A 24,904-nucleotide genomic window follows, 5' to 3' on the forward strand; every position below is an offset into this window, starting at 1 on the left:
GTCAGCGCCTCTCACACGCGGGTACTGTTGGGCGGCGTGGGTAAGGAACGGGTCGCACAGCTGGAGTACTCCGAGTTCCAGTCGGCGATGCTCGACGAGAAGAAGCGCCGGCGCAAGGCCGCGAAGATCATCGCGGTGGTGGAGCACTTCCACGGCCCGCTCGGCGGGCTGACCGTCGGCGATGTCGGCTGCTCGGCCGGGTTCATCGCCGACGAGCTGGCCGGGGCGGGGGCCAAGCACACGCTGGGCATCGACATCGACGTCCCCGGGCTGCGCAAGGCGGCGGACCGGTTCGGCGAGCGGGTGGCGTTCGTCTGCGGCGACGGCACGGCGCTGCCGTTCCCCGACGGCTCGGTGGACGTGCTGGTGTTCAACCACATCTACGAGCACGTGGTCGACCCCGACGCCGTGGTGGCCGAGATGCACCGCGTGCTGTCCGACGACGGCGTGCTCTACCTGGGGCTGGGCAACCGGCTCGGCGTCATCGAGCCGCACTACAAGCTGCCGTTCCTGTCGTACCTGCCGCCCGCGCTCGCCGACCGCTACGTGCGCGCCTCCGGTCGCGCCGACCACTACTACGAGCGCTTCCGCACCCGGCGCGGGCTGCGCAGGATGCTGCGGGCCTTCCACGTGTGGGACTACACCTTCCCGGTGCTGGCGACGCCGACTCGGTTCGCCGGGTCCGAGCTGTTCCCGGGCGCGCTCGGGCGCGTGGTGCAGGCCGTGCTCGCGCGTACGCCGCGCGCGGTGCTGCGGCTGCTCCTGCCGGTCGTGCCTACGTACCTGTGGGTGGCGACGAAGACTGCCCGGCGCCCGGCCGGCGCCGACCTTCCGCAGCCGCCCGAGCGGGTCCGCCCGCTGTGAGCACCATCAAACCCGGTACGTCAGGCAAGGCGCCCGTGGTGCGGAAGGTCGTGCGGTTCGGGTTCCTGCTGGTCGCCCTCGGGTTCGGCGTGTGGGCCGTGGCGTCGCAGTGGGACGCCGTGGTCGCCGGGTTCGCCCGGCTGAGCTGGCCGCTGCTCGCCGCCTCTCTGATCGGTGTCGTGGGCGCGCTGCTGGGCGCCATGCTGACCTGGCGCACCCTGCTGGCCGACCTGGGTTCGCCGCTGCCCCTTCGCTCCGCGGCCAAGGTGTTCTTCGTCGGCCAGCTCGGCAAGTACATCCCCGGCGCGGTCTGGCCGGTGCTCGCCCAGATGGAGATGGGCCGCGACCTCGGCGTGCCCCGCCCGCGCAGCGCGGCGGCGTTCTTCCTGACGATGCCGATCCAGCTGGCCACCGGCCTGCTCGTCACGCTGGTCACGCTCGGCTGGGACCGGTTCGGCTGGCTGCTGCTCCTCGTCCCCGTGCTGCTGGTGCTACTGGAGCCCAAGGTGATCAACGGGCTGATCGGGTTCGGCCTGCGCCGGCTCAAGCGCGAGCCGCTCGAACACCCGCTCACCCGGCGCGGCATGCTCACCGCGCTCGGCTGGGCCCTGGCCGGCTGGGTCTGCTACGGACTGCACCTGTACTTCATCGTGCCGCAGGCCGGCCTGCTCTTCGCCATCGGCGCCTTCGCGCTGTCGTGGTGCCTGGGCATCATGTCGGTCGTGGTGCCCGCCGGGGCCGGTGTTCGGGAAGTGGTCATCGTGGGCGTGCTGTCGCCCGTGATGCCCTCGGGTCAGGCCATCGCCGTGGCTCTTTCATCGCGAATCGTCATCGTCATTGGTGACCTGATCTGCGCGGGTATGGCGGGAATCGCGGCTCGGCGCGACTCGGTGTGATTTAGGCCACGATTTGGGGGACGCTGGTCATAAGCTGAACCTAGAGGGGGATGACAAAGTCCCACGTTGATCTTGAGGGGAGAAGATCTTCGTAATGCCTCGTGTGCTCGTCGATGCCGCGGCGGTCCCCGCAGACCGTGGTGCGTTGATCAGATATGTGGACGGGCTCGTCGCCGGGCTCGACCGGGCCGGCGCCGACCTCGCCGTGGTCTGCCAGCGGGCGGACGCCGACCGCTATGGGCGGCTTGCGCCTTCGGCGCGGATCATGCCGGGCCCGGTCGCCATCACCAACCGGGCCGCCAGGCTCGCCTGGGAGCAGAGCGGAGTGCCACTGCTCGCCCGCCAGGCGGGGGCGCAGGTCATTCACGCCCCCTACTACTCGATGCCGATCCGCGCGGGCCTGCCCACCGTGGTGACCGTGCACGACGTCACCTGGTTCACCGAGCCCGACCAGCACAGCGCGGTCCGGGCGTCGTTCTTCCGGTCCGCCACCCGCACCTCCGTACGTCACGCCACCCGGGTGATCGTGCCGTCCAAGGCGACGAGGGACGAGCTGATCCGGGTGCTCGCCGCCGATCCGACCCGCATCGACGTCGCCTACCACGGTGTCGACCAGCAGCTCTTCCACCCGCCGGACGAGATCGAGATGCTCCGCGCGGCCACCAGGTGCGGCCTGCACGGCCAGTCGTACGTGGCCTTCCTGGGCGCGCTCGACCCGCGCAAGAACGTTCCCAACCTCATCCGCGGCTTCGCCATGGCCGTCAAGAGCCTGGACAGGCCGCCCGCGCTGGTGCTCGGCGGCGGGATCCACGAGGACGACGTCGACGCCGCCTGCCGGGAGGTCGAGGCCACGGTCAAGGTGGTGCGGCCGGGTTTCCTGCGCGTTCCGGACCTGCCGGGGTTCCTCGGCGGGGCGGCCGTGGTGGCGTTCCCGTCGCGCGGCGAGGGCTTCGGGCTGCCCGTGCTGGAGGCGATGGCCTGCGGCGCGCCGGTGCTCACCACGCACCGCACCTCGCTGCCCGAGGTGGGCGGCGACGCCGTCGCCTACACCGAGCCCGACGCCGACAGCATCGCCAGCGAGCTGGGCCGACTGCTCGCCTCCCCCGAACGGCGGCGGCAGCTCCGCGAGGCCGGTCTGGCCAGGGCCCGCGAATTCACCTGGGAGGCGTCCGTGGAAGCGCATCTCAGTTCCTATCAACGCGCAATTGAATAGTCAGATAACCTCACCGAGTGATGGAGAGCTCTTTGCCGGACCTCGAGGCGATCCTCCTGGTCGGGGGGCAGGGCACGCGCCTGCGTCCGCTGACACTGGGCACGCCCAAGCCGCTGTTGCCCACCGCCGGAGTGCCGTTCCTGGCACACCAGCTGGCCCGGGCCCGATCGTTCGGGGTTCGCCGGATCGTCTTCGCGACCTCGTACAAAGCATCCATGTTCGAGCCGGTCTTCGGCGACGGGTCGGCGTTCGGGCTCTCGATCGAATACATGACGGAGGAGACGCCGCTCGGCACCGGCGGGGCGATCCGCAATGCCGCCGAGGCGCTCGGCTCGGGTCCCGACGACCCCGTGCTCATCCTCAACGGCGACATCCTGTCCGGTCACGACATAGGTGACCAGATCCGCACTCACCTGCGGCGATCCGCCGCTGTAACGCTCCATTTGACGGAGGTCGACGATCCGACCCGGTTCGGCTGCGTGCCCACCGACGACGACGGGCGGGTGACGGCCTTCCTGGAGAAGACGCCCAACCCGGTGACCAACCGCATCAACGCGGGCTGTTACGTGTTCACCCGCTCGGTCATCGACCAGATCCCCCGGGGCGAGGTGGTGTCGGTCGAGCGGCAGACCTTCCCGGGGCTCATCGAGTCGGGCGAGCTCGTGCTGGGCTACGCCGACCGCACCTACTGGCTCGACGTCGGCACGCCCGCCGCCTTCGTCCGCGGCTCGCGCGACCTGGTGCTCGGCCGGCTGGCCTCGCCTGCGCTGCCCGGTCCGACGGGCGAGTACCTGGTGCTCGACGGCGCGGTGGTCTCTCCCGAGGCCAAGGTGCAGGGCGGCTCCACGGTGGGCGCGCGGGCCGTGGTCGAGGCTGGGGCCTCGGTGATGGGCAGCGTGCTGAGCGACGACTGCGTGATCCACTCGGGCGCGACCGTCACGGACTCGGTGGTGGGCCGGGGGGCGCGGGTGTGCGCGGGCGCGGTGGTGTGCGACGCCGTGATCGGCGACGGCGCGGTGGTGGGCGCGGGCAACGAGCTCCAGGCGGGGGTGCGCATCTGGCCGGGCATCGAGCTCCCTGAGCGCGCGGTCCGCTATTCGAGCGACGTCTGATTTCTGGCGAAAAGCCTTTTGTTCCTGTACGGCAAGCGGTGGGCACCCGCCACCCGCCGTACAGGGCTGGGGGCTTCCAGGAATACGGCCGCTGAGCCCGCACATGGCCGGGCGCCGATACGCGCGCCCGTGACAGGCGGCCACCGGCACCCGAGGCGTATCGGGACCCCCGGCACCCCGAGGCGGATCCGGACGGCGCCTCTTCACGGGCCCCCGGCACCCGGAGGCGGATCCAGACAGCGCCTCATCACAGGCCCACGGCACCCCTAGTCGGAATCGGACGGCAGACTGGTTGGGTGATGGAGCGTTGGTGGGTGCCTGAGGGGGCGCTGGATGTGGGCCTAGTGCTGGGGCCGCACCGGCGTGGTACCGGGGACCCGACCTGGCGGGCCACGCATGACGGCGCCGTATGGCGTACCTCCCGTACCCCCGATGGGCCTGGCACGCTGCGGGTGAGCGCGCGGACGGGCAGTGTGCGCGGACAGGCTTGGGGGCCGGGGGCCGAGTGGCTGCTTGAGGGGCTGCCCGCGCTGCTCGGGGCCGAGGACGACGCGTCGGGGTTCAGTGTCCGGCACGCCGTGCTGGAGGACGTGGCCAGGAAGCACGCGGGGCTGCGCATCGGCAGGACCGGCCGGGTCATGGAGGCGCTGGTGCCTGCCGTGCTCGAACAGAAGGTCGTCGGGCGTGAGGCCTGGCGGGCCTGGCGGTGGTTGCTGAACCGCTACGGGGAGCCTGCCCCGGGACCCGCGCCCGAAGGGATGCGGGTCGTGCCCGAGGCGAGTGTGTGGCGGGAGGTGCCGTCCTGGCACTGGCATCGGGCCGGTGCCGAGGCAGTACGCGCCAGGACCATCGCCACCGCCGCCTGGCATGCCGACAAGCTGGAGGCCGCCGCCACCAGTGAGGAGCTCGACCGGCTGCTGCGGGCCCTGCCGGGGGTCGGGGTGTGGACGTCGGCGGAGGTTCGTCAGCGGGCCTTCGGCGATCCCGACGCCGTGAGCGTGGGCGACTTCCACCTGGCCAAGCTGGTGGGCTACGCGCTGACCGGCGAGAAGACCGACGATCCGGGCATGATGCGGCTGCTGGAGCCGTACAAGGGGCACCGGCACCGCGCGACGGTCCTGATCTGGCTCACCGGACTGCGTCCGCCGGCGCGCGGTCCGCGAATGCCGGTCCGCGACTACCGGGCCTTCTGACCTGCCCTAGGTGCGGGCCACGAACCCAGCCCACGTAGTGTGCCCGTTATGAGTCTCGTCAGTGAATCCGCGCTTCGCCGTGCTCTCGCCAGGGCCCGCGATGGCAAGACCCTCGACGTCGCCGAGGCGACCGTGCTTCTCCACGCCCGCGATGAACACCTTGACACACTGCTCGAACATGCCTCGCGGGTCCGGGATGCCGGATTGACGGCGATCGGCCGGGAGGGGGCCATCACCTACAGCAGGAAGGTGTTCATCCCGCTGACCAGGCTCTGCCGGGACCGTTGTGGTTACTGCACGTTCGCGACCGCGCCGAACAAGTTGCCCGCGCCGTTCCTGAGCCCCGACGAGGTGCTGGAGATCGCCGCGCAGGGGGCGGCGATGGGGTGCAAGGAGGCGCTGTTCACGCTGGGGGACCGTCCCGAGGACCGCTGGCACCAGGCCCGCGAGTGGCTGGACGCGCACGGCTACGACGACACGCTGTCGTACGTACGCGCGATGTCGATCAGGGTCCTGGAGGAGACCGGGCTGCTCCCGCACCTGAACCCCGGCGTGCTGAGCTGGCGCGACCTGCAGCGGCTCAAGCCGGTCGCGCCGTCGATGGGCATGATGCTGGAGACGACCTCGCGGCGGCTGTTCGAGGAGAAGGGGGCGGCCCATTACGGCTCCCCCGACAAGGACCCGGCGGTACGCCTGCGCGTGCTGGAGGACGCGGGCCGCTCGAACGTGCCGTTCACCACCGGGATCCTGATCGGCATCGGCGAGACCATCGAGGACCGGGCCGAGTCGATCTTCGCGATCCGGCGGGTGGCGCGCGAGTACGGCGGTGTCCAGGAGGTCATCGTGCAGAACTTCCGCGCCAAGCCCGACACCGCCATGCGCGGCCTGCCCGACGCCGACCTCCAGGAACTGGCCGCCACGATCGCGGTCGCCCGGCTCGTGCTGGGGCCCCGGGTACGACTGCAAGCGCCGCCCAATCTGGTCGACGCGGAGTACGAGCTGATGATCCGGGCGGGGATCGACGACTGGGGTGGGGTGTCGCCGCTGACGCCCGACCACGTCAACCCGGAACGGCCATGGCCGCAGATCGACGACCTGGCGGCGCGGACCCGGGAGGCGGGGTTCGTGCTGCGGGAGCGGCTGACGATTTATCCGGAATATGTGTTGGCGGGGGAGCCCTGGCTGGATCCTCGGCTGTTCGGGCATGTGGCGGCGCTGGCTGATCCGGTCACCGGGCTGGCTCGGGAGGACGCGGTGCTCCAGGGGCTTCCCTGGCAGGAGCCCGATGGTGGATTCACCTCGGCTGGGCGGACCGATCTGCACGTCGCCGTGGACAGAGAGGGGCGCACCAACGATCGGCGCGACGACTTCGACAACGTCTACGGAGACTGGGAGGCCCTGCGCGAACGCCTGGACCCCGCCGTACGCATTGCGCCGCCCGCCGCCGACCACCTCCTCGCCGCACCGGCGCCAGGAGAGCGGGCCGCCGTACCGGATCAGGGAGAGCAGACCGTACCCGCTCCCGGCCGGGGAGAGCACGGGAGCCCCGGGCAGAGGGAGCGCGCCGACTCCGGGCGGGCAGATCACGGAGACCCTGGGCAGGCAGAGCGCGCCGCGCGGGCGACTGGGGGGCACACGCCCGCTGAAGTGCGGGCGGCGTTGCGGCGGGCGGAGGCGGATCCGGCGGGGTTGAGTGAGGCCGAGGCCGTGGCGTTGCTGTCGGCCGACGGCGAGGCGCTCGACGAGCTGGCCCGCATCGCCGACGACCTGCGCGCGCAGGCGGTCGGCGACGAGGTGACGTACGTCGTCAACAGGAACATCAACTTCACCAACGTCTGCTACACCGGCTGCCGCTTCTGCGCGTTCGCCCAGCGCAGGACCGATGCCGACGCCTACACGCTGAGCCTCGACCAGGTGGCCGACCGCGCCGAGGAGGCGTGGCGGGCCGGGGCGACCGAGGTGTGCATGCAGGGCGGCATCCACCCCGACCTTCCGGGCACCGCCTACTTCGACCTCGCCAGGGCGGTCAAGGCCAGGACACCGGGCATGCATGTGCACGCGTTCTCCCCGATGGAGGTCATCAACGGCGCCAGCCGGACGAACCTTTCCATCGAGGACTGGCTGCACGCGGCCAAGGAGGCGGGGGTCGACTCGCTGCCGGGCACGGCGGCGGAGATCCTCGACGACGACGTCCGCTGGGTGCTCACCAAGGGCAAGCTGCCCACCAGGGAGTGGATCGACGTCATCACCACCGCGCACCGGGTGGGCATCCCGACCACGTCCACGATGATGTACGGCCACGTGGACACCCACGTGCACTGGGTCAGGCACATCAAGCTGATCAGGCGGCTGCAGGAGGAGAGCGGCGGGTTCTCGGAGTTCGTGCTGCTGCCGTTCGTGCACACCAGCTCGCCGATCTACCTGGCGGGCGTCGCCCGGCCGGGACCGACCGCGCAGGAGAACCGGGCCGTGCACGCGCTGGCCAGGATCCTGCTGCACGGCGCCATCTCGAACATCCAGTGCTCCTGGGTCAAGCTCCAGGACGACCTGTGCCACCAGGTGCTCCAGGGCGGGGTGAACGACCTCGGCGGCACGCTGATGGAGGAGACCATCAGCCGCATGGCCGGGTCGGAGAACGGCTCGTACAAGACGATCAGCGAGCTGCGCGCGATGGTCGAGATCACCGGCCGGCCGGTCAGGCAGCGGACGACGGAGTACGGCCACCCGGACGGCGAGCGGCTGGCCGCGTCGGCGGCGAGCGACGGTGTCTGCCAGAGCGTCAGGCGGGTGCTCCCGATGGCTTAGATATAACAAGTTCTACCGACTCTTGCGCCAGTCGTGGGCGGCGCTGGGAGAATCGGCAGTCCCCTGGAGAGAGGTGCACCGTGCGGCTGGGTCGACACCGCGCAGCGCTGCCAGCCGAGCAGCGCCGCAGGAAGGCGCTGCAACGCGGCCTGCTGGCGGGGGCGGCGGCGCTGGCCATCGTCACCGCCACCGTGGTCGTCATCTTCGGCGGAGGTGGCGCGCTGTGCACGACACGAGAGCCTGTTCTGGTCAGCGTGGCCGCCGCGGTGGACGTTGCTCCGGCGGCCATGGAGGCGGCCGGACGCTTCAACGACGAGAAGAACACGGTCGGCAGCCGGTGCGTGCTCGTCCAGGTCACCGAGCAGCCCCCGGCCACCGTGCTGCGCACGCTGATCGGCGACCGGGCGGGGGTGCTGCGCGAGCGCCCCGACGGCTGGATCGCCGACTCCTCCGCCTGGATCCGGCTGGCCCGCAAGCAGGGCGCGAGCGCGTTACCCGCGGGTGAGAGCGTGGTGGCGACGTCGCCGCTGGTGTTCGCCACGCGGTCCTCGCTGGCGCAGCGCTTCTCCGTCGGCAAGACCGAGATGAACTGGCGGATGGTCTTCCCCTCGACCGTGCGGGGACGGCTCACGCCCAACGCGAACGAGCCCGACATCGTGCGGGTTCCCGACCCGTCGCTGGCCGGCGCGGGCATCGCCACGGTCGCCGCCGCCAGGGACGTCGTGGGCAACGGGCCCGAGGCCGACAAGGCGCTGACCGCGTTCGTCCGCTGGGCGCAGGCGGGCTCGGCGCCCGACTACCGCTCGATGCTGGCCGCCGTGGACGACCACACGTTCTGGAAGCGGCCGGTGGTCATCGTGCCCGAGCAGTCGGTGTGGACGCACAACCGGCAGCCGTCGGCCGATCCGGTCGTCGCGCTGCGCCCGCGCGAGGGCACGATCAACCTCGACTACCCGTACGTCGTCACCGCCACCGACCCCACGGTCGCCGAGGCCTCGACGCTCTTCGCCGACTGGCTGCGTGGCTCCGAGGCCCAGGATCTCGTACGGCGGGCCGGGTTCCACTCGGGCGACGGCACGCTGGGCCCGGTCTCGCCGGGGCCGGAGATCCCGACGGGCACCCCGAAGACCAGGCCCTCGGTGTCGCCCGAGGACATCGACGAGGCCCTGCGAGCGTGGAGCAGGCTGGCGCCGCCGACGAACATCCTGGTGCTGGCCGACACCTCCAAGCACATGGCCGAGAAGCTGAAGGACACCACCCGGCTGGGCGTCGCGCTGTCCGCGGCCAAGATCGGGTTACAGCTGTTCCCCGACTCCACGCACATGGGGTTGTGGGAGTTCGCCGACGGGCTCGGGCAGGCCAAGGGCTACCAGCCGCGTGTCGGGCTCGGGCCGATCAACCGCCCCGAGACCGGCCAGCTGGTCCGGAGGAGCGTGCTCGACGAGCTCACCACCACGATCACCGCGCATCCCGACCGCGACAGCTCGCTCTATGACGCGATACTCGGTGGCTTCCACGAGGTCGCCGGCCATTATCGCGAGGAGATGAACAACACACTCCTGGTGATCACCGCGGGCAAGGACGACGGCCGCGGCACCAGGCTGCCGCAGCTGCTCGACAAGCTCCACCAGGAGTGGAACCCCAACAAGCCCATCCAGATCGTCATCATCGCCTTCGGCGATGTGGACCGGGCCAGCCTGTCCGGCATCACGGCCGCCACGAACGGCTCCCTGCACGTCGCCCAGCAGCCCGACGAGATCATCGACGTCTTCCTGGCCGCGCTGGCCCGCCGCCTGTGTCACCCCACCTGCAAGCCGAGCACATGATGATGTGACGAGGGGGCGCCGGGATCCCGGCGCCCCCTCGTTCGCACGTGCGCGCAGAGGGCTAGACGCGCTGCCAGAGCGCGGGCACGTTCGGTGGCTCCCAGCCGGGGAGCGAGGTGTGCGCCTGGATGCACTTGTACGACAGCCCGGCGTAGGTGACCAGCGCACCCACCGCGTACGCGACATTCGGCGCCCAGGTGCCGCTCGGCACGGTCGGGGTCGGGGTCGGGGTCGGCGTGGGCGTCGGGGTGGGGGTCGGCGTCGGGGTGGGGGTCGGGGTTCCGCCTCCGCCGCCGAACTTCAGGTCGACGCAGGCGTAGAAGGCGTTGGGCGTGTCGGCGACGTTCCAGATCGCCAGGACCTTCTGCCGGCCGGTGTAGCCGGAGAAGTTCACGGTGTGGGAGAGCGTCGCCGGTGGCTGGGCGCCTCCCTGGCTGAACGAGGCCACCCGGGTGTTGCCGATGTAGTACTCCCAGGTGGTGGTGGCGTGCCTGGCGGTGAGCGTCCAGTTGAAGGTCACCGTGTTGCCGACCGACGTGACGGGCCAGGGCTTGCTCTCGTCGCTGAGCTGGGCGAACCGGGCGACGTTGCCGTGGCAGTTACGCAGCCCCTTCGGCCCCTCCACGCTCTGCGGCTCGTAGATGATCTCGCCGCAGTCGGGCACTTTGCCCTGCGCGCAGAACGCCTGGCGGCTGGGCGGCGAGTTGATGTAGCCGTGCGCCAGGGCCGGCTGGGCGACGAAGACCGTGGCGGCGATCGAGATCACCGCCACGGTGAGTAACGTGAGCATCCTTCGCATGGATTGCTCCTTTACATGGGGGGATGCTCCGAATGTAAAGGAAACTTTATTAACGGTAAATGGTCATTGACTGCCTGTCAGCGCGTCAGGATGAAGTCCTGCGGATCGCGCGGCGGGCGGTCACGGGGCGGTGCCGCGGCGTGGCCCACCGCGACGCAGCCCATCGGGTCCCACGACTCCGGCAGGTCGAGCACCTCGCGCACCACCGGGCGGCAGAACATCGTGGACGACACCCACGCCGAGCCGAGTCCCTCGACGGCGAGCTGGATGAGGAAGTTCTCGACGCCCGCGCCCGTCGCCACGATGAACATCTCGCGCTCGGAGGCGTTGCGCCGGTCGTCACGGTAGGTGTGGGAGCCCTCCATCACCAGGCACGGCACGACCAGATAGGGGGCGTTGCGCAGCACGTCGCCGCGCCTGACCCGCTTGGTGATCGACTGCTCGGTGAACCCGTCGGCCCGCAGGTCGGCGATCCAGGCGTCGCGCATGGCGTCGAGCAGCTTCACCTTCGTCTCGGCCGACTCGACGAGCACGAACCGCCAGGGGGTCGTGTGGTGCGGCGCCGGGGCGGCGATGCCCGCCGCCACCGCCCGCCGTATCGCGTCGGGATCCACGGGGTCGGCGGAGAACTCCCTGATCGTACGGCGGGCGAACACCACGTCCCGCGAGCCGTAGCGGAACAGGTCCTCGTCGGCCGGACGGACCAGCGCCCGGACACCCGGCCCGTCCTCCTCGGTCACCAGGTGGGACAGGCCACGGACGACGGCCACGGGCACGCCCGCGAGCTTGCCCTTGACCAGCTCGGCGGCGGCGGCGATCTCGTCTATCAGCGCGGTCACGGTGGCGTTGAGGGGGTTGCCGTGGGTGTCGGTGCCGCCGCGCAGGTCTTCGAGCGGGGTCACGCCGGCGGCGCCGATGGCCACGTCGGTCAGCCCGTGGCGCCACGGGCGGCCGAACGTGTCGGAGACGATCACGCCCACCCGCGCGCGGGCCGCCAGAGCCGCCCTGATGCGGCGGGCGGAGGCGTCGGAGTCCTCGGGGAGCAGCAGGACCGTGCCGGGGGTGGTGTTGGAGGCGTCGACCCCGGCGGCGGCCATGACGAAGCCGTGGCGGGTCTGCGAGATGACGGTGTCGCCGCGCCTGGCCACGACGCGCTCGGTCTCGTCGGCGATGGCGGCCGCGCGGTCGGGGGCCTGCCGGACGCGGCCCTCGGCCTTGCTCACGATCTTGGAGGTGATGACGAGGATATCGCCGTCGCGCAGGTCGGCACCGCCGAGAAGGGCCGCGACGTCGTCACCGGGCCGCACCTCGCCGATCCCCTGGACCCCGAACACCTCGACCCGCCCGGGCAGCCGGCTCGCCGAGTCCGCGGGGTCGGTCGAGTTTGTCAGGGTCATCGGGCGAGCTCCAGGGCCAGGTCGAGGGCGGCGCGGGCGATGTCGGCCGTCGCGTCGGCGTCATGCATGATCAGCGGCCGGGCCGTCACCCTGACCCCGTCGAGGGCGACGCCGGAGTCTTCTTCGGCGACCAGCCAGCCGTCGATCAGCTCCGCGCCGTACAGGTCGAGCACCGCCTGGGCGCTCGTCTCGACGCCGATCGCGGTCAGGCAGGCGTCGGCCATGCCGCGCACCGGCGCCCCGCCGATGATGGGGGAGACGCCCACCACGGTCTTGGTCAGCAGCGCGTCGCGGATGCCCGGCACCTGCAGGATCGTGCCGATGCTCACCACCGGGTTGGACGGCGGCAGGATCACCACGTCGGCCTCCGCGATGGCCTCCAGCACGCCGGGGGCGGGCTTGGCGGTCTCGACCCCGACCAGTGCGATCGACTCGGCGGGGATGGAGGCGCGCAGTCGTACCCACCACTCCTGGAAGTGGATCGCCCGCCGCCCGCGCTCGTCGGAGACGACCACGTGCGTCTCGCAGCGCTCGTCGCTCATCGGCAGCAGTCGCACGCCCGGCTGCCAGCGCGCGCACAGCGCCTCGGTGATCTGGGAGAGCGGGTAGCCGGCCTCCAGCATCTGGGACCGGACGATATGCGTGGCGAAGTCGCGGTCGCCCAGCCCGAACCACTGCGGCTCGACCCCGTAGGCCGCCAGCTCCTCCTTGACGGTGTGGGACTCCTTGGCGCGGCCCCAGCCCTGCTCCTCGTCGATGCCGCCGCCCAGGGTGTACATGACGGTGTCGAGGTCGGGGCAGACGCGCAGGCCGAACAGGGTGATGTCGTCACCTGTGTTGCCGATGACGGTGATCTGGGCGTCGGGGGCCGTCGCCCGCAGGCCACGCAGGAAGCGGGCGCCGCCGATGCCGCCGGCGAGGGACACGATGTGCATGCGGACCAGTCTTGCACCGGCCTCCGACACGCCTGCCTCGGGAGCGGCCTTTACAACGCTTCGGTCTCCGAAAAACCCAGCAAATAGGGCCTAACTGGGACGTCTAGCACGTAAGAGGTTGCTGGGACCCCCGCCGTGAGAGGCGGCGATGTGGCACACTCCCTTCGGGCTAAAGGGTCCGATGGGGGTACTTGTGAGCAAACTTGACGTCGCCCGGCTGAGGGAGCCGGCCGCCTGGCTCATGCTCGCCGGCGGCGGGCTGAACATCCTCGTGGCCATCGGCAAGGTGCTCGTCAGCTCCTCGGGCTCGCTGTCCGGCGACCTCGCCCTCTCCTTCGCCGACCGCGCCTTCAGCAACTTCGGGAACTTCACCAGCCCCGTCACGACGGCGCTGCTCCTCGGCTCGGTGCTGCTGCTCACGAAGGTCGGTACACCGTCGCCCCAGGCCAAGCCGGTCGCGTTCGGCGCGGCGGCCATGCTCGGCATCGCCACCCTGTTCGGCGCGATCACGCTGGTGCTCGGGCTCTTCGCGGGCAACGGTGCGCGATTGACGGCGGAGTTCGTGCTCAGGGGTGTGCCGGTGCTCGCCCTGACGGGCATCGCGCTGGTCTACCTGCTGCCCCTGGTCCTCCCCGACCGTCCCGCCGTCCAGCCCCAGCAGGGGTACGGCCAGCAGTTCCCCAACGCCCCCTACGGCCAGCAACCCCCCATGCAGCAGCCGTACGGCGAGCAACCGCCTTTCGCCGGGGTTCCGGCGGAGCAGCAGGGTTACGGTCAGCAGCCGCCGAGCTACGGCGGTCAGCCTGAGCAGGTCGGTTACGGCCAGCAGCCGCCGAGTGTCGGTGGTCAGCCGGATGGCCAGGGTGCTCCGGTGGGGCAGCCGGGCTATGGTCAGCAGCCGCCGAGTTATGGTGGCGCGCCTGAGCAGCCCGGTTATGCCCAGCAGCCAGCGCCCACGCCCCAGCCGGCCACCGCTGCGGCCGACCAGAATCACGGCCAGCCAGACCAGGGCTTCCCCCAGCCCGGCTTTGGCGCGACGGATCCGAGCTTCCCGCAGCCGAAGCCCGAGTACCAGCCCGCCCCCTACGTCCCCGCTGACAGCCAGCCGAACGCGTTCGGGCAGCCGTACAACACGCCGGACAACCAGGCGGTCCCGTACATCCCCGCGGACAGCCAGCCCAACGCGTACACCCCGGCCGACAGCCAGGCGAACGCCTACGCCCCAGCGGACAGTCAGGCGAACGGCTACCAGACCGTCGACAGCCAGCCCAACGCGTACACCCCGGCGGCGAGCCCACCGAACACCTACGCCCCGGCCGACAGTCAGGCGAACAGCTACCAGACCGTCGACAGCCAGCCCAACGCGTACACCCCAGCAGCGAACCCGCCGAACCCCTTCGCGCCCATCGACAACCAGCCGAACCCATGGGCACCGGCCGACCAGCCCCCGCCCGCGGCGCAGCCCCAGCCTCAGTTCGGCCAGCAGCCCTACGTGCCCAACGCCTTCGACCAGCCGCAGGGCCAGCCCTTCACCGGCTTCTCGGGCCAGGAGTACGCCACCCCGGCCGCCTACCAGGAGCCCGACCCGCCGGTGGACCCGCGTTCCCAGCAACTCCTGGACGCCTACCAGCAGGCCGAGACGTACCAGCACTCGGCGAACAGCGGCGCGCCCGACCTCCGCGTCCCCGACTACGCGAGCCAGCAGCAGGCCACGCCGTACGACGACCCCTTCGGGCACCCCCAGCAGCTCCAGCAGCCGGGCTACCCGCCGCAACCCCCCGCCCACCAGGCCCAGCCCCCGGCCCACCAGGCCCCATACGAGCCACACCAGGCCCAGTACGAGCCCCAGCCGGCCCAGTACGAGCCGCAGCCCTACCAGCCGCACCACCAGGCGGCGGGGTGGAACGAGCCCCCGACCGAGGCGACGGTCCGGCTTGACCAGTCGATGTTCCGGGGCGACGCGCTGGGCGATGGGCCAGGGCAGGGAGACGACCCGATCGACCCCACGGCCATATACGCCCCTAACGAGCCACGCAGGTAAGAGTCCGTTAAAGCACGGCTAGAGAGAAGGTGGGCCACGGGCGGGTGTCTTTCCTGCCCTGGTACGGTTCGGACCGCTGACAGACGTTCCAACACACCAGGCCAGAGCCACGGATCGAGGGCGTAGGCCAGGGTGCGAACATCACATGCCATGCACACCGGGGCGAGATCTGGTCTTTCCCCGGATACCGGCATGCCGCTTGACTCCACGTACGGCACACGCGTGTAATTACAACCATGTTGTTACGCCTTCCTGTGGGTGGGTAGTAAGGAAGGCGTTCCATGGGGGGCTCCATTGCGGGCGGGCGGCAGGGAGGTGTGCAGTGACCGATCTGGTCATCGCACAAGATGAGCTTGACGCTGAAGAACTCGGCTGGCAGGAGCGTGCGTTGTGCGCTCAGACGGATCCGGAGGCGTTCTTCCCGGAGAAAGGCGGCTCCACCCGAGAGGCCAAGAAGGTCTGCCGATCGTGCGAAGTGCGTGCGGAGTGTCTTGAGTACGCACTCGAACACGATGAGCGGTTCGGCATCTGGGGTGGGCTGTCCGAGCGGGAGCGCAGAAGGATCAAGCGAGAGGCCGTTTAGGGATATTAGAGAAGGGTCACGCGGTCTGCCGTGTGACCCTTTCTCGCATGTATGGTGGGCGCGCCTGATCCACTCCCCAGGAGTCACGCCCGATGCGCCGTCACTTCGTCACCGCGATCGTCGTCGCCCACGACGGCGGGCGCTGGCTCGGGGAGACCCTGCAGGCGGTGCTGGGCCAGAGCCGCAGACCGGATCGGCTGGTCGGCGCCGACAACGGCAGCAGGGACGGCTCGGCCGACGTGCTGGTCAAGGCGCTCGGCTCCGGAAACGTACTGAAACTGCCCCGCTCCACCGGGTTCGGCGAGGCGGTCGCCGAGGTGCTCGGCAAGTTACCCGGCAGCGGCCAGGACGAGTGGATCTGGCTGCTCCACGACGACTGCGCCCCTGATCACCGCGCGCTCGAAATGCTGCTGCACGAGGCTCAGCACAGCCCAAAAGCGGCGGTGCTCGGGCCGAAACTCCGCGACTGGCTGGACCGCAGGCGGCTGCTCGAAGTCGGCGTGACCGTCGACCGCACCGGGCGCAGGGACACCGGCCTGGAGCCCCGGGAGTTGGACCAGGGACAGCACGACGGCACCCGCGAGGCGCTGTCGGTCTCCACGGCGGGCATGCTGATCCGCCGCGAGGTGTGGGACGAGGTCGGCGGTCTGGACCCGTTCTTCCCCCTCTTCCGCGACGACCTCGACCTCTGCTGGCGGGTGCGCAACGCCGGGCACCGGGTGCTGGTCGTCACCACGGCGATCGCCTGGCACGCCGAGGCGGCGACCCGCAGGCGGCGGCCCATCACGGTCAGCGGTGATCATCCGCGCAGGTTAGACCGGCGGAACGCGATCTTCGTCGTCATGGCGAACCTGCCGTTCCGCGCGCTGCTGGGAGCGCTGATCCGGAACGTCTTCGGCTCGTTCCTCCGCACGCTGCTCTTGTCGTCGGCAAGCAGCCCGCCAACGCGCTGGACGAGATGGTCGCGCTCGGCTCGATCCTGATCCACCCGATCCGGCTGCTCAAGGCCCGCCGCGCCCGCCGCCATGGCCGCAAAAAGGGATATATCCGGATTAAGCGGTTGCTGACGCCGCGAGGCGCGGCCTACCGGCGGCTGGTCGACATGGTCCAGAGCTTCCTCGCCGGAGAGGGACCCGTCGGCTCGGAAGGACGCCACCACTACGCCGCCGGCGACGAGGACGCCGAGGTGATGCCGTCCGACACCGGTGCCGTCAGACGGTTCCTCGGACGCCCGGGCGTGCTGCTCGTCGCCGCGCTCACCCTCGTCACGCTGGTGGCCGAACGCTCCCTGCTGGGCGGCGACCGGCTCGGCGGCGGCGCGCTGGTCCCCGTCACCGGTGACGCGGCCGACCTGTGGCGCTTCTACACCGAGGGCTTCCACGACATCGGCCTCGGTTCGACGGACTGGGCGCCGCCGTACGTCGCGGTGGTCGCCGCCCTGTCCACGCTGGCGTTCGGCAAGACCTGGCTGGCCGTCTCCGTGCTGCTGCTCGGCTCGGTGCCGCTGGCCGGGACCTCCGCCTACCTGGCGACCCGCCGCATCATCCCCGAGGTGCCCGCCCGGGTCTGGCTGGCCGCCACGTACGCGCTGCTGCCGGTCGCGACGGGCGCGATCGCGGCCGGCCGACTCGGCACGGCGGTGGTCTTCGTGCTGCTGCCGGTCTACGCCGCGCTCGCCACGAACCTCCTGTCCGGCGAGCGCCGCCGCGCCCGCCGCGCGGGCTGGGGCCTCGGCCTGCTGCTCGCGGTGGGCACGGCGTTCGTGCCGCTGGTCTACCCGCTGTTCGCGGTGCTCGGCGTGCTCGCCGCCGTGGCCTATGGCGGGGTACGGCGGGACGTGGTGACCTCGATGGCCATCGCCCTGACCGTCCCCGTGGCTCTGCTGTTCCCCTGGCTGGCCGGTCTGGTGCTCGACCCGGGCCGCCTGCTGCTCGAAGCCGGGCTGCACGACGCCGCGCTGTCCGACCAGGGGCTGGCTCCCGAGTCGCTGCTGGCCTTCAGTCCTGGGGGTCCCGGGCTGCCGCCGTTCTGGGTGACCGGCGGGCTGGTCGCCGCCGCGCTGGCCGCGCTGCTCATGCGGGCGCAGCGGATGATCGTCGCGATCGGGTGGGGCGTCGCGGTGTACGGGGTGCTGGTCGCGATCCTGGCCAGCCGCGTCACCGTCGAGGGGGCACGGGCCTGGCCGGGGGTGCCGCTGGCGTTCGCCGCCACCGGGCTGCTCGTGCTCGTGGGGCTGACCGCGCACCGGCTGGCCGAGTCGCGGGCCGCGGGCGGGCCGCGCCGGCTGGGCGCCACGCTGGTCGTGGCGGTCGCGTTCAGCACGCCGGTGCTCGCGGCCGGGTACTGGGTCGCCCAGGGTGTGCCGGGGCCGCTCCAGGGCAGCGCGGCCGACGTCATGCCCGCCATGGCCGCGCTCAAGTCCCAGCACGGCGAGCGCACCCTGGTGATCAGGGGCTCCGGCTTCACCGTGCTGCACGGCCGTACCCCGTTGATCGGCGAGGCGGAGCTGCCCGTCGCGTCGAAGACCCGCGCCCTGGTGGCCACCGCGGCCGAAGGGCTGGCCGGCGGGCGCGGCGGCAAGGACGCGGCCACGCTCGCGCGGAACGGCGTGGCGATGGTCGCGTTGGCGCCGCCCGTCGCGCCCGAACTGGTCAAGGCCCTCGACTCGGAACCGTCGCTGGAACGCGTGAACCTGTCGGACGCGGGCGGTCTGTGGCGGCTCCTGGAGCCGGTGGCCCACGTGCCCGCGCAACCGGAGAGCGCCCTGCACCGCCCCTGGCTCTGGACGCAGGCCGCGCTGGTGCTGCTCGTGGCGGTGCTGGCCGCTCCGGGCAGACGCGAGCCCACCGCCGAACGCGTCGAGGCGCCCGCCCCGGCCGCCCTGGTGAGTGTCTGATGAAGGCGTTCGTGGAGAACAGGTTCGGGCTGTTCCTGCTGGTGGTCGTCGCTCTCGGCGCACTGTACGGCGTCGCGTACGTGACCCGGCCGGCCCCAGCACCGCCCAAGGCCGAGGGGCCGCGCAAGGTGGCCGTGGAGTCGGTGACCGCCGTCTGCCCGGCGACCAAGGGTGAGCGGGTGAGCGTCTACCTGCCGGACACCCTGTCCCACGAGCCCATGAAGGACGCCAAGCCGTACGTGGTGAACGGCTCGGGCGGGCTGGAGGCCGGATACACCACGCGGGTCGCCAAGGGCACCCGGCGCGGGCTCGCCGGGGTGCGCTGCGCCGTGCCGGGAGCCACGACCTGGCTCGTCGGCCCAGGCCCCGCGGAGGCCGACGTCACGCTGCACCTCATGAACGCCGACCGGGCGCCCGCCCTGGCCGACGTCCAGATCTACGCGGCGGAGGGCGCGGTCTCCGCCGACAAGGGCCAGGGCCTGGAGATCCCACCGGGCGGCTACAGCGCGATCGACCTCAAGACGCTCGCACCCTCGGCGAACGTGATGGCCGTCGGCGTCACCGTCCTCACCGGCCGGCTCGCGGTCGCCGCGCAGGCCTCGCTCGGCGGGAACGGCGTCGACTGGCTCCCGGCCGCCGTACCGCCGTCGACCCGCGTCGTGGTCCCCGGCATACCCGGCGGAGGCGGCACCCGGCAACTGCTGGTCGCCGCTCCGGGCGACGCCGACGCGACCGTGGCCATCCAGGCGGTGACCGAGGACGCCGCGTACGCGATGAAGGGCCGCGAGTCCCTCGACGTCCCCGCGGGCAGCGTGGCCGCGCTCGACGTGACCACCGGCATCGGCGGGGAGGCGGCGGCGCTCGTGCTGACGTCGCGGACGCCCGTCGTGGCCGGCGTCGTCGTCACGGGCACGGGTGACAAACCGGATGTGGCGTTCACGGCCGGGACCCCGTCGCTCGACCTGGGCAGTGCGGTGGCGGCCAACGGCGCGGGGTCCCGGCTGGTCCTCACGGCGCCGGGGGCGGCGGGCCGGGTCAGCGTGCGGATCGTGCCGGACCGCGGCCCGGCCGGGCAGCCGTTCGTGGTGGACGTGCCCGCCGGGCGAACCAGGAACGTGCCGCTCAAGGGCAAGGGGGAGTTCGGGGTGGTGGTCACCCCGGTTTCGGGGGAGGTGTACGGGGGGCGGGTGACGGAGGAGCGGCTGAAGAGCGGGCTGCTGATCACCGACCAACCGTTGGCACCCGCCCGGACCTGGACTCTGCTCCCTAAGCTGACGGACACACCAACCGTTGTGGCTCCCCGATAGGGGTGCCGTCCAGGCATATCTGCTGGCCGTCAGGAGTGACCTTCATGCCGAACCGGTCGCGATCGGGCTCGCCCCAGCTCACCCAGCGGAAGTAGGCGTCGGTGACCTCGTCCCACAGGGGCCGGTCGCCGACCTGGTAGACCTCGTACTCCTCGGTGTTGGGCCGCCACTCCGCCACAGCCCAGGAGTATGAGCTGGAGGGGTCGGACACCCACAGCCGGTACATCTCACCGTCCTCGTCCGGTTCCGCGCTGCCGTTCGAGGTCAGGCCGGTCAGTGCCGAGATGGCGAGGTCCGATCCGGGCGGAGCGTAGGCGATCGTGCGGGGGTCGACGCGCGTGGTGAGGTGGTGGCTGTCCTCCGGCCCTCGCGCCGGGCGGTCCTCGACGGGACGCTGGGAGCGCATCATCATGTACGAGGCGAAGCCGGGGAAGAAGCCGTAGGCGGTGCCGTCCGGCGCGACAACGAGCCGCAGGGCGTGGTTGTGGCCGAACCCGGGGCAGTAGGGCAGCACGATCTCCCCACCAGGGCGGCACTGCTCCACCCAGGCGTATGGCACCGTGCGGATGCCACAGGTGACGTGAACCCGATCGAACGGCGCCCGCTCCGGACAGCCGGCCGCGCCGTCGCCGACGATCAGGTGCGGGTGCACGCCGGCCTCGCTCAGGTTCTTGGCCGCCTGCTCCGCCACCACAGGATCGATGTCGATCGAGGTCACGTTCTCCTCGCCGACGAGATAGGACAGCAGGGCGGCGGTCCAGCCGGTGCCCGTGCCGATCTCCAGCACCCGGCGGCCTGGCACGGTGTCCAGGATGTGGAGCAGGTAGGCGACGGTGCTCGGCGCTGAGGCCGAGGAGGAGTAGCCGCCTTCTATGGCTCTGAGGTCGGTGGCTCCATCGTCGAGCTGGGTGACGATGGAGTGAGGCGAGTAGACCGCGTCCCACCAGGCGTCGGGGTCGGCGTCGCGGTCGATGATGTACGCGCTGTCGGGGCTGGTCGGTACAGGGAGCCCGACCGTAGGGATGAACAGGTGACGGGGCACCGCGCGGATCGCCTCTTTGGCGCGTGGTCCGATGTCGTCGAACTCGTCGAGGTGCTCGATCAGGCGCTCGATCCCCTGCGCCGTGTCGTCCACTACTTCTTGCCACCCTTCTTCGGGTCGGCGCTGTGCGCGCCTTTGGCGGTGTGGTTGTGGTCCTCATTGGATCCGGATCCCCGGGCCGCGGTGGATTTCGGATCGAGGTCCACGGCCTTCGGGCTGTCGGGCTTCTCGTGTCTGCCCATGGATGCTCTCCTTCACATCGAATGAACACTCACGGTAATCGTATGGCTACTCTCTGCAACCAGGCAAGCGAGTGTCAAACTTTCGCCCGACAAGCCGATCTTCGTGGTCAGCGGCGGTCGTCGTAGCCCGGGTCGACGGTCTCCGGTGACAGGCCGAGGAGCGTGGCCACCTGCTCGACCACCGTGTCGTGCACCAGCGCCCCCAGCGTGTCGCGGTCGCGGGCGCGGGCTTCGAGCGGCCGCCGATAGACGACCACCGCGGCCGGGTCCTGGCCGCGCGCGACGTCGGCCCGCCCGAACGGGATCGGCTCGGAACCGGTGCTGGGCCCGTCGCCGAGCTCACTCAGCGGCGGCACCTCCTCGACCGCGAACTCCACCGCCGCCAGCTGCTTGCCCCACTGCGGCCGGAGCCGGTCGACCGCGTCGAGCACCAGGTCGTCGAACCGTTCGCTACGCGATCTGGCGATCGGCACGTGGGAAGGGGCGAGGGGGCCGCGCATGCCGCGACCGTGCCGGTCACGCCGTCTGGGGCCACGCCGTTGGTTCACACGGCAAGTGTACGGGGAGGCGGCTTCGGGGCATGTGGGGAGAAAGCCTGCGACAGGTGTCCGAATTGTGGCGACACGCTCGTTAAGAGCGCTCAGATAGTGGCGCCTCGCACTCTTACCAGATACGGTCCCTCCGTGAGCCCCGTCCGCCGCTGTTCCCGCACCGCTTGCAGCCAGCCTGCAGTCTTCACGCTCACGTACGTATACGCCGACTCGACCGCAGTTCTGGGCCCTCTGGCGACGTACGCCGAGCCACACTGTTACGACCTGTGCGCCGAACACGCCGAGCGGCTGACCGCTCCCCGCGGCTGGGAGGTGGTGCGGTTGCCCACGGACGGCACGTCGCCCAGCTCGGACGACCTCGAGGCGCTCGCCAACGCCGTCAGGGAGGCCGCCAGGCCCGCGCCGTCCGGCGGGGGCGAACCGGTCGGCCAAGGGGTCGAAGTCGGGCGTAGGGGACACCTGCGCGTTCTGCGGTCCGCCCAGCAACATCGCGACCGGTAGGCTCGTTCGTACACGTGACGACCTAAGGGCGGAGCTGGAGAGTGGGCGACCTCGCCAAGATCTTCAAGGCGTACGACGTTCGCGGCGTAGTGCCTGACGAGCTGGACGAGCAGACCGCCGAGGCCGTGGGGGCGGCCTTCGTCGAGGTGACCGGGGCCCGATCGGCCGTGGTCGCGCATGACATGCGAGAGTCCTCCGTGCCGCTGTCGGCCGCGTTCGTGCGCGGTGCGCGCTCGCGCGGCGCCGACGTGGTGCACGCCGGGCTGGGCTCCACCGATCTGCTCTACTACGCCAGCGGCAGCCTCGGGCTGCCCGGCGTGATGTTCACCGCCAGCCACAACCCGGCCCGCTACAACGGCATGAAGATGTGCCGCGCGGGCGCGGTGCCGATCGGCGGTGACAGCGGTCTCGCCGAGATCCGCGACCGCGCGGCCGAGCTGGTCGGCAGCACGGCCCCGCCGACCGGGTCGCTGATCGAGAAGGACCTGTTGCAGGGCTACGCCGACCACCTGCGCACGCTGGTCGACCTGTCGGGCGTGCGGCCGTTGAAGGTCGTCGCCGACGCGGGCAACGGCATGGGCGGTCACACCGTCCCCGCCGTCTTCGCGGGCCTGCCCATCGACCTGGTCCCGCTCTACTTCGAGCTCGACGGCTCCTTCCCCAACCACGAGGCCAACCCGCTGGAGCCCGCCAACCTGCTCGATCTGCAGCGCGCCGTCCGCGAGACGGGCGCCGACCTTGGGCTGGCCTTCGACGGCGACGCCGACCGGTGCTGGGTGATCGACGAGCGTGGCGAGTCCGTCTCGCCGTCGGCCGTCACCGCGCTGGTGGCCGTACGCGAGCTGGGCAAATATCCGGGCGCGACGATCATCCACAATTTGATCACGTCGGCCGGCGTGCCGGAGATCGTCCGCGAGCACGGCGGCGAGCCGGTGCGCACCCGCGTCGGTCACTCCTTCATCAAGGCCGAGATGGCCCGCACGGGCGCGGTGTTCGGCGGCGAGCACTCGGCCCACTACTACTTCCGCGACTTCTGGTTCGCCGACTCCGGCATGCTCGCCGCGATGCACGTGCTGGCCGCCCTCGGCGAGCAGGACGGCCCGCTGTCGGAGCTGATCGGCGCCTACGCGCGCTACCACGCCTCGGGCGAGATCAACAGTACGGTCGCCGACCAGGACGCGGCCCTTCGGCGCGTACGCCGGGAGTTCGGCCCGAGGGGCACCGTCGACGAGCTCGACGGCCTGACCGTGACCGGCTCCGGCTGGTGGTTCAACCTGCGCGCCTCCAACACCGAGCCGCTGCTGCGGCTCAACGCCGAGGCGGCTGACGAGAGCAAGATGACGGCGATACGGGACGAGGTCCTCGCCATGGTTAGAGGGGTGTCAGTGTGAAGATCGACGACTGGCTGCTGGAGATCCTGGCCTGCCCGGCGTGCAAGTCACCGCTGCGCGCGGAGAGCGAGACCGAGGAGCTGGTCTGTACGGGGTGCGGCCTGATCTACCCGGTCAGGGATGACATTCCCGTTCTGCTCGTCGACGAGGCCAGGAAGCCGTGACCTGGGAGCCCGAGCGGCTCGATGACCAGGGGCATCTCGCTGAGGGTGATCCGGGCGGCATGCTGGTCGCGGTGGCGGCCTCGGCCGCCCAGGTGCGCATCGCCTACCGGGCCTCGGTCGAGGCGGGCGTCGACCGGCTGACCTCTCGGGTCCGGCCGCGCGCGGTCGTGGTCGTGGGCATGGGGGCCTCCGCCGTCGCGGGCGACGTCCTCGCCGCGGTCTGCGGCCGCGGCTCCCCGCTGCCCGTCGTGACCCTGCGCTCCCACCAGTTGCCCGGCTGGGTGGGCGCCACCGATCTGGTCATCGCGGTGTCGTGCTCGGGTCATACCGAGGAGACGCTGTCGGCGGCCCTGGAGGCCGTGCGGCGCGGCTGCTCGCTGATCGCGGTCGGCAGCGCCGGCTCGCCCCTGGAGTCGATCGCCAGGCAGGCGTCCGCCGTCTACGTGCCGGTGCCGGCGACCGGGCAGCCCCGCGCCAACGTCTGGCTGCTGACGATCCCGCTGATCGTGTCCGCCGCGGCACTCGGCCTGATCAAGGCCGACGAGGAGCTGTACGAACGGGTGGCCGCGATGCTGGAGGACATCGCGCACCGGTGCCGGCCGTCCAGCGAGTCGTTCGTCAACCCGGGCAAGACGCTGGCCATGGAGCTGGCCGAGAGCGTGCCGATGATCTGGGGCTCGTCCTCCGTCACCGCGGTCGCCGGCTACCGGCTGGCCTGCCAGCTCAACACGAACGCCAAATACCCGGCGATCTTCGGTGAGCTGCCCGAGGCCGGCCACAACCAGGTGGCCGCCTTCGACGGGCCGCTGGCCAGGCGCGACATCTTCGCCGACGACGCCGGCCACACGCTCAGGCTGGTGATGCTGCGCGACGTCGAAGAGGACCCGCGGGTGTCACGCCGCCGCGAGGCGTCCGTACGGCTGGCGCACGACCGCGACGTACCCGTCACCGAGCTGTCCGCGGAAGGCTCGCACCCGCTGGAGCGGGTCGCCTCGCTGATCGGCCTGGGCGACTATGCGGCCACCTATCTGGCCCTCGGGTATGGAGTCGATCCGACCCCTGTGTCGGCGATCACGGAGCTTAAGGCCAGAATTTCGCAATAGGATCCCATTTCGGGCCTTTGACTACATGATCATGATGAGTGGA

The 24,904-nt window shown here is 71.2% G+C and carries 22 protein-coding genes; 16 read left to right on the forward strand and 6 right to left on the reverse strand.

What is annotated here, in order from left to right; all coding sequences use genetic code 11:
* The first annotated feature begins 36 nt into the window (after nt 1-36).
* From AB0B91_RS47465 to AB0B91_RS47495, 7 genes are all read left to right on the forward strand, one after another.
* The gene (locus AB0B91_RS47465; protein WP_358335677.1) at nt 37-864 is read left to right on the forward strand and encodes a class I SAM-dependent methyltransferase; all 828 of its coding nucleotides are present in this window, start codon (nt 37-39) and stop codon (nt 862-864) included.
* On the forward strand, nt 861-1,760 hold the full coding sequence (locus tag AB0B91_RS47470; RefSeq protein ID WP_358335680.1) for a lysylphosphatidylglycerol synthase transmembrane domain-containing protein: 900 nt from the start codon (nt 861-863) through the stop codon (nt 1,758-1,760). The genes AB0B91_RS47465 and AB0B91_RS47470 overlap by 4 nt, the downstream gene beginning before the upstream one ends.
* Nucleotides 1,761-1,905: 145 nt before the next feature.
* Complete coding sequence (locus AB0B91_RS47475) at nt 1,906-2,973, forward strand: glycosyltransferase family 1 protein (RefSeq protein WP_358335683.1); 1,068 nt, start codon at nt 1,906-1,908, stop codon at nt 2,971-2,973.
* A gap of 20 nt (nt 2,974-2,993) precedes the next feature.
* Nucleotides 2,994-4,085, forward strand: a complete 1,092-nt coding sequence (locus tag AB0B91_RS47480; RefSeq protein WP_219537448.1) for an NDP-sugar synthase — start codon at nt 2,994-2,996, stop codon at nt 4,083-4,085.
* Nucleotides 4,086-4,384: 299 nt separating this feature from the next.
* Complete coding sequence (locus tag AB0B91_RS47485; protein ID WP_358336088.1) at nt 4,385-5,278, forward strand: DNA-3-methyladenine glycosylase 2 family protein; 894 nt, start codon at nt 4,385-4,387, stop codon at nt 5,276-5,278.
* A gap of 48 nt (nt 5,279-5,326) precedes the next feature.
* Complete coding sequence (locus AB0B91_RS47490; RefSeq protein ID WP_358335686.1) at nt 5,327-8,083, forward strand: bifunctional FO biosynthesis protein CofGH; 2,757 nt, start codon at nt 5,327-5,329, stop codon at nt 8,081-8,083.
* A gap of 80 nt (nt 8,084-8,163) precedes the next feature.
* Nucleotides 8,164-9,909: a substrate-binding and VWA domain-containing protein gene (locus tag AB0B91_RS47495; RefSeq protein ID WP_358335689.1), complete on the forward strand. Its 1,746-nt coding sequence runs from the start codon at nt 8,164-8,166 to the stop codon at nt 9,907-9,909.
* A gap of 61 nt (nt 9,910-9,970) precedes the next feature.
* Here the strand turns inward: AB0B91_RS47495 and AB0B91_RS47500 are convergent, their stop codons facing one another.
* The 3 genes from AB0B91_RS47500 to cofD all read right to left on the reverse strand — a co-directional run bounded on the left by AB0B91_RS47500 (nt 9,971) and on the right by cofD (nt 13,040).
* On the reverse strand, nt 9,971-10,708 hold the full coding sequence (locus AB0B91_RS47500) for a lytic polysaccharide monooxygenase (protein WP_358335692.1): 738 nt from the start codon (nt 10,706-10,708) through the stop codon (nt 9,971-9,973).
* 77 nt (nt 10,709-10,785) lie between these two features.
* Complete coding sequence (locus tag AB0B91_RS47505; protein ID WP_358335694.1) at nt 10,786-12,105, reverse strand: coenzyme F420-0:L-glutamate ligase; 1,320 nt, start codon at nt 12,103-12,105, stop codon at nt 10,786-10,788.
* Complete coding sequence (cofD, locus tag AB0B91_RS47510) at nt 12,102-13,040, reverse strand: 2-phospho-L-lactate transferase (RefSeq protein WP_358335697.1); 939 nt, start codon at nt 13,038-13,040, stop codon at nt 12,102-12,104. The genes AB0B91_RS47505 and cofD overlap by 4 nt, the downstream gene beginning before the upstream one ends.
* A 193-nt stretch (nt 13,041-13,233) precedes the next feature.
* Here cofD and AB0B91_RS47515 point away from each other — a divergent pair, with 193 nt between their 5' ends.
* From AB0B91_RS47515 to AB0B91_RS47535, 5 genes are all read left to right on the forward strand, one after another.
* Nucleotides 13,234-15,081: a hypothetical protein gene (locus tag AB0B91_RS47515; RefSeq protein ID WP_358335700.1), complete on the forward strand. Its 1,848-nt coding sequence runs from the start codon at nt 13,234-13,236 to the stop codon at nt 15,079-15,081.
* Between the two features lie 322 nt (nt 15,082-15,403).
* Entirely contained in the window at nt 15,404-15,664 is a 261-nt protein-coding gene (locus AB0B91_RS47520; RefSeq protein WP_214633495.1) for a WhiB family transcriptional regulator, read from the forward strand.
* Between the two features lie 92 nt (nt 15,665-15,756).
* Complete coding sequence (locus tag AB0B91_RS47525; protein ID WP_358335703.1) at nt 15,757-16,647, forward strand: glycosyltransferase family 2 protein; 891 nt, start codon at nt 15,757-15,759, stop codon at nt 16,645-16,647.
* Complete coding sequence (locus AB0B91_RS47530; protein WP_358335706.1) at nt 16,623-18,560, forward strand: hypothetical protein; 1,938 nt, start codon at nt 16,623-16,625, stop codon at nt 18,558-18,560. The genes AB0B91_RS47525 and AB0B91_RS47530 overlap by 25 nt, the downstream gene beginning before the upstream one ends.
* Complete coding sequence (locus AB0B91_RS47535) at nt 18,560-19,867, forward strand: DUF5719 family protein (protein WP_358335709.1); 1,308 nt, start codon at nt 18,560-18,562, stop codon at nt 19,865-19,867. Before AB0B91_RS47530 ends, AB0B91_RS47535 begins: the two co-directional genes overlap by 1 nt.
* Here AB0B91_RS47535 and AB0B91_RS47540 read toward each other — a convergent pair.
* The 3 genes from AB0B91_RS47540 to AB0B91_RS47550 form a co-directional block, all read right to left on the reverse strand.
* Nucleotides 19,827-21,002, reverse strand: a complete 1,176-nt coding sequence (locus AB0B91_RS47540; RefSeq protein ID WP_358335712.1) for a methyltransferase domain-containing protein — start codon at nt 21,000-21,002, stop codon at nt 19,827-19,829. The genes AB0B91_RS47535 and AB0B91_RS47540 overlap by 41 nt on opposite strands.
* The gene (locus AB0B91_RS47545) at nt 21,002-21,151 is read right to left on the reverse strand and encodes a hypothetical protein (RefSeq protein ID WP_358335715.1); all 150 of its coding nucleotides are present in this window, start codon (nt 21,149-21,151) and stop codon (nt 21,002-21,004) included. Before AB0B91_RS47545 ends, AB0B91_RS47540 begins: the two co-directional genes overlap by 1 nt.
* Nucleotides 21,152-21,258: 107 nt before the next feature.
* On the reverse strand, nt 21,259-21,651 hold the full coding sequence (locus AB0B91_RS47550) for a metallopeptidase family protein (RefSeq protein ID WP_214633498.1): 393 nt from the start codon (nt 21,649-21,651) through the stop codon (nt 21,259-21,261).
* A 183-nt stretch (nt 21,652-21,834) separates the two neighbouring features.
* Between AB0B91_RS47550 and AB0B91_RS47555 the strand changes: the two genes are divergently transcribed.
* From AB0B91_RS47555 to AB0B91_RS47570, 4 genes are read left to right on the forward strand one after another with little or no spacing between them, the layout of a single operon-like run.
* Nucleotides 21,835-22,203 carry a DUF3499 domain-containing protein gene (locus AB0B91_RS47555; protein WP_214633499.1) on the forward strand — a complete coding sequence of 123 codons (369 nt, stop codon included), beginning with the start codon at nt 21,835-21,837 and terminating at the stop codon, nt 22,201-22,203.
* 41 nt (nt 22,204-22,244) lie between these two features.
* The gene (locus AB0B91_RS47560) at nt 22,245-23,594 is read left to right on the forward strand and encodes a phosphomannomutase/phosphoglucomutase (protein WP_358335718.1); all 1,350 of its coding nucleotides are present in this window, start codon (nt 22,245-22,247) and stop codon (nt 23,592-23,594) included.
* Entirely contained in the window at nt 23,591-23,758 is a 168-nt protein-coding gene (locus AB0B91_RS47565; protein WP_214633501.1) for a Trm112 family protein, read from the forward strand. The genes AB0B91_RS47560 and AB0B91_RS47565 overlap by 4 nt, the downstream gene beginning before the upstream one ends.
* The gene (locus tag AB0B91_RS47570; RefSeq protein WP_358335722.1) at nt 23,755-24,861 is read left to right on the forward strand and encodes an SIS domain-containing protein; all 1,107 of its coding nucleotides are present in this window, start codon (nt 23,755-23,757) and stop codon (nt 24,859-24,861) included. The genes AB0B91_RS47565 and AB0B91_RS47570 overlap by 4 nt, the downstream gene beginning before the upstream one ends.
* Nucleotides 24,862-24,904: the final 43 nt, after the last annotated feature.

The sequence above is a fragment of the Nonomuraea sp. NPDC049141 genome, from assembly GCF_040648415.1.
Classification (GTDB): Bacteria; Actinomycetota; Actinomycetes; order Streptosporangiales; family Streptosporangiaceae; genus Nonomuraea.